This window comes from Sphingomonas sp. (genome assembly GCF_031426035.1).
In the GTDB taxonomy this organism is placed as follows: Bacteria; Pseudomonadota; Alphaproteobacteria; order Sphingomonadales; family Sphingomonadaceae; genus Sphingomicrobium.
The window spans coordinates 1-4299 of sequence record NZ_JANPKO010000012.1 but is presented as its reverse complement, the minus strand read 5'-3'; the positions used below and the strand labels follow the sequence as shown (position 1 = coordinate 4299).

The 4299-nt window shown below is 67.5% G+C and carries 5 protein-coding genes; 3 read left to right on the top strand and 2 right to left on the bottom strand.

Annotated elements, in window-relative coordinates; all coding sequences use genetic code 11:
- Both RMP08_RS01095 and RMP08_RS01090 read left to right on the top strand, forming a co-directional pair.
- A partial coding sequence (locus tag RMP08_RS01095; protein WP_310467098.1) for a DNA gyrase C-terminal beta-propeller domain-containing protein occupies positions 1 to 1126 on the top strand: 1126 nt, incomplete at its 5' end.
- Between the two features lie 54 nt (positions 1127 to 1180).
- Positions 1181 to 1648 carry a host attachment family protein gene (locus RMP08_RS01090; protein ID WP_310467097.1) on the top strand — a complete coding sequence of 156 codons (468 nt, stop codon included), beginning with the start codon at positions 1181 to 1183 and terminating at the stop codon, positions 1646 to 1648.
- On the opposite strand, the gene RMP08_RS01085 is transcribed toward RMP08_RS01090, so the two are convergent.
- Positions 1645 to 2076 (bottom strand): DUF488 domain-containing protein, encoded by a 432-nt coding sequence (locus RMP08_RS01085; protein ID WP_310467099.1) that lies wholly within the window; start codon positions 2074 to 2076, stop codon positions 1645 to 1647. The two genes, RMP08_RS01090 and RMP08_RS01085, sit on opposite strands and share 4 nt — an antisense overlap.
- A gap of 2 nt (positions 2077 to 2078) precedes the next feature.
- A complete protein-coding gene (locus RMP08_RS01080; RefSeq protein WP_310467096.1) occupies positions 2079 to 3554 on the bottom strand; it encodes a S41 family peptidase in 1476 nt (491 codons plus the stop codon).
- A 114-nt stretch (positions 3555 to 3668) separates the two neighbouring features.
- Between RMP08_RS01080 and trmFO the strand changes: the two genes are divergently transcribed.
- Positions 3669 to 4299: methylenetetrahydrofolate--tRNA-(uracil(54)-C(5))-methyltransferase (FADH(2)-oxidizing) TrmFO (gene trmFO / locus RMP08_RS01075; protein WP_310467095.1), on the top strand; the 631-nt coding region annotated here is incomplete at its 3' end.

Here is a 4299-nt window from a genome sequence, read left to right as displayed (position 1 = left end):
GATGGCGACCAAGGACGAGGATGCGATCACCGAGCTGTTCGTCACCTCGACTCACAATCCGGTGCTGTTCTTCTCCTCCGCCGGCAAGGTCTACCGGATGAAGGTGTGGCGGCTGCCCGAGGGCGGCCCGACCGCGAAGGGCCGGCCGATGCTCAACCTGCTGCCGCTGGCCGAGGGCGAGACGATCTCGACCGTGCTGCCGCTGCCCGAGGACGAGGCAACCTGGGGCGGGCTGCACATCATGTTCGCCACCGCCAACGGCACGGTGCGGCGCAACAGCATGGACGCCTTCACCAACGTCCCGACCGCGGGCAAGATCGCGATGCGCTTCGGCCTCAGCGATGGCGACGCCGAGGGCGAGGAAGCGGGCGACCCGACCGACCGCCTGATCGCGGTCGAACTGCTGACCGAGGACGACGACGTGCTGCTCGCCACCCGCCAGGGAAAAGCGATCCGCTTCAAGTCGACCGACGTCCGCGAGTTCCAGTCGCGCACCTCGACCGGCGTGCGCGGCATCCGCCTGCTCGGCGACGACCGCGTCATCTCGATGTCGATCCTGACCCGCGTCGGCACCACCCAGGAGGAGCGCGAGGCCTATCTCCGCTTCGCCCCGTGGAAGCCCGAGCGCGAGGGCGAATGCCCGATTTCGCCCGACCGCATCGCCGAGATGGAAAGCCGCGAGCAGTTCATCCTGACCGTCACCGAAAACGGCTACGGCAAGCGCACCTCGGCCTACGAGTACCGCCGCACCAACCGCGGCGGCCAGGGCATCACCAACATCGACACCTCGGAGCGCAACGGCTGCGTGGTCGCCAGTTTCCCGGTCAGCCCGGGCGAGCAATTGATGCTGGTCACCGACCAGGCCAAGGTCATCCGTACCACCGTCGCCGACATCCGCATCGCCGGGCGCAACACGATGGGCGTGACGATCTTCCGCGTCGGCGACAATGAGCAGGTGGTCAGCGTCGCGCGCATCGACGAGAGCGACGAGGAGGTCGAGCTCGAGGGCGGCGGCGAGGTGGCGCCCGACGATGGTGCGGTGGTCGGCGAAACCGAGCTCGACAAGCCGGCCGACCCCGACCTCGATCAACGTGGCTCCGAACCGAACGAAAACGGCGGCGAATAGCGGGAACGCGCTCCCCGCGCGCCTCGTTGAAGTGGCACAGACAAGGAGATCCGAATGCCCCTTCCCAACCAGGCCTTGGTGTTGGTCCTCGACGGCCGCAAGATGCTGTTCTTCCGCAACCATGGCGACGCCAACCAGATCGACCTGCGCACCGAGGCGCATGACGAGCGCGCGGACGCCAAGGACAGCGAGATGAAGACAGATGGCCCGGGCACAACCGCGCAGAGCGGCGGCTACGGGCGCCCGGCGATGGACGAGACCGATTTCCACCAGCAGGCCGAGGACGAATGGGTCAAGGAAGCGGCCGACGAGCTCAAGAAGCGCGTGCTCCAGAACGATTTCGATGCGCTCGCGATCGTCGCCCCGCCCAAGGCCTTGGGCGTGCTGCGCAAGTCGCTCCACAAGGAAGTCGAGCGGCGCATCGTCGCCACCATCAACAAGGAAATGAGCGGCCGCCCGATCCCCGACATCGAGGCGTTGATCACCAGCGAGACTGCCGCCGCCGAGCTGTCCGCAGTCTAGGCGAACAGGTCGACCACCTCGGCCCCGGGCGCCACCGCCGCCAGCAACAGCGAGCGGTGGCAGCCCGCCGGATCGCGCTCGAAGCACAGCAAGGCGCTCGGCGTTTCCCGCGCCAGTGCGAGCATCTCGGCGCCCTGCGCGATCGCCTCGGGCAGCTCGAGCTGGCCGGCGTAGATGCGCTTAAGCTCGGCGTGGCGCCCCTTTCGCGCCGCCTCGCGCCCCGCTGCCGGCGTGCCGAGCGCTTTCAGATGGACATAACCGATCCCCGCCTCTGCCAGCGCCCCCGTGAGCGGCGTCTTCGAGAAGCCGGGCCGGCGCGACAGCGGCAGCGCGCGCACGTCGATCACCTGGGCGACCCCAGCCGCGGCCAGCGCGGCAAGAAACTCCGCCATCGTCGCGCCTTCATAACCGATGGTGTAGATGCGCATGCTCATTGGCCCTGCCTCCCGCGCGCGGCCTGGATCCGCGTAAGCGCGGCCTCGAGAATTCGGTCGACGGCGTCGTCGACAGGCTGGGGCTCAAGCGCGATGTCGGGCTGGACGCCGGCAACCGTCTCGTCCCCGCTCGGCCTCACCAAATAGCTTTTGGGATAGGCAATGGTGATGCCGCTGTGGGGCAGGTTGAAATGCTCGACCGAGCCGAACGTGGTTGCCAGGTCAGCCGTGGCCTCGCCGATCAGGGTTCCGAAGCGATAATCCTGGATCAGGGCCGCGACGACCGCCGCATTGCTGAAGCTGTGGCGGTCGATAAGCACCCACAGCTTTCCATCGAATCGATTGGATGTCTGCGGCGCCACCAGCGGCAGCTCAACCGCGTAGATCGATCCGTTGGGCGCCCGCATCTCCGCAGCCACCATGGCCGCCATCAAGGTGCCGGGTTCGACCACCTCTTTGGCGAATTGGGCCTTGGTCGCCGCGCTTGCCTTGACCTGGAAGCGCGACGCAAACCGGAACGGACGGTTTGCGATCCGCGCCACCATCAGATCGGAGAAACTATTGTCGCCGCCCGGATTGCCGCGCAGGTCGATGATCAGGTCGGTCGAGCGCGCGGCCGCGAAATTCTCGAACGCATTGGTCAAGAACTTGTCGAACCCGGCGGGATCATAGGACTTTCCTTCGCCCATGGGTTCGCCCGGCAAGTTCCCGAACGGCCCCGGCCGAAGGTAGGCAACGCCGTTGCCGAGGATTCGATGTTCGCGCTTGCTCTGGACGAGCACCGGCGCCTTGACCGGATCGGCGGCTCCCAGCGCTTTCATCGTGGCATGATCGACCGCTGCGATTTCGAGCGTAGCGGTTTCGCCATTGGGCAGGCGGGCGTCCACCGTCGCCTTATCGAGGGACCCGAACAGCAGATGGAGGTAGATCGGCAAGGCCTGCTCGACTTGCGCGTGGAGCAGGCGATCGGTGTCGGCCGAGACGATCGTCCGCAACTTCTCGTACAGGTCCGCCACGGGTACCCGATTGACGCCAAGGATCTCGGAGCCGGGCGGGAGGCGGCCGGTTGCTTCGGCCCACTCGTCCAGGATCATCCGGCCATCGACGATGCGGACGTTGATCGGCAGGATCCGCCCCCCGCCCCTGACATAGGCGAGGCCATCGGCGACCGCCGCGTCGGTCCGCGCGTGGGCGACCCGGCCGAAGGCGAGCAGTCGCTGCATCATTAAATGCGCCTGGGGCTTCGGCATGTCGACCTCGACCGCCGCGACGAGGCCCGCGACGTGAGCGTCGTACGCGCCCTTGGGCGTGCGCGCGTAAAGGTTGAAATGCGCCTCCTGCATCGTTGCATAAAGGCTTCGCAGGTCGGAGCGGACCTGAGCGGCCGAATAGCGTTGGCCGGGGCTCGCAGCGCTCGCCGACGAAGCGGCTAAAAGCAGCGCGCTCGTCGCGATCAAGGCCAGGCCGGCCATTCCTCGCATCCATTGCTCTCCCGCACGTCCCAGCGACGAAAAACCATCGCATGGGCAACATCCATGTCACAAGTTGCCGGTGACGGCGGGGCAACAGCACAGTATCGCAGGGATGTGACCCACGACATTCACATCATCGGCGGCGGGCTGGCCGGTTCCGAGGCGGCGTGGCAGCTGGCCGAGGCGGGGTTGCGCGTGCGGCTGAGCGAAATGCGGGGCGGCGGCGACACCACCCCGGCGCACGACGGCGACGCGCTGGCCGAAATGGTCTGCTCGAACAGCTTTCGCAGCGACGATGCCGACAATAACGCGGTCGGGCTGCTCCACCAGGAAATGCGCAGCCTCGACTCGCTGATCCTGCGCTGCGCCGACGCTCACCGCGTCCCCGCCGGCTCGGCGCTGGCGGTCGACCGCGAGGCATTTGCCGCGGCGGTGACCGCGGCGATCGAGGGCCACCCCAACATCACGGTCGTGCGCGAACGGATCGACGCCCTCCCCGATCACCCGACGATCATCGCCACCGGGCCGCTGACCGGCCCCGGCCTCGCCGCCGCGATCGCCGCCGAGACCGGCCGCGACGCGCTCGCCTTCTTCGACGCCATCGCGCCGATCGTGCACCGCGACAGCGTCGACATGGACATCTGCTGGATGGCGGCCAGGTGGGACAAGGGCGGCAAGGATTACATCAACTGCCCGATGGACCGCGAACAATATGACGCGTTCGTCGCGGCGCTCAACGCCGGCG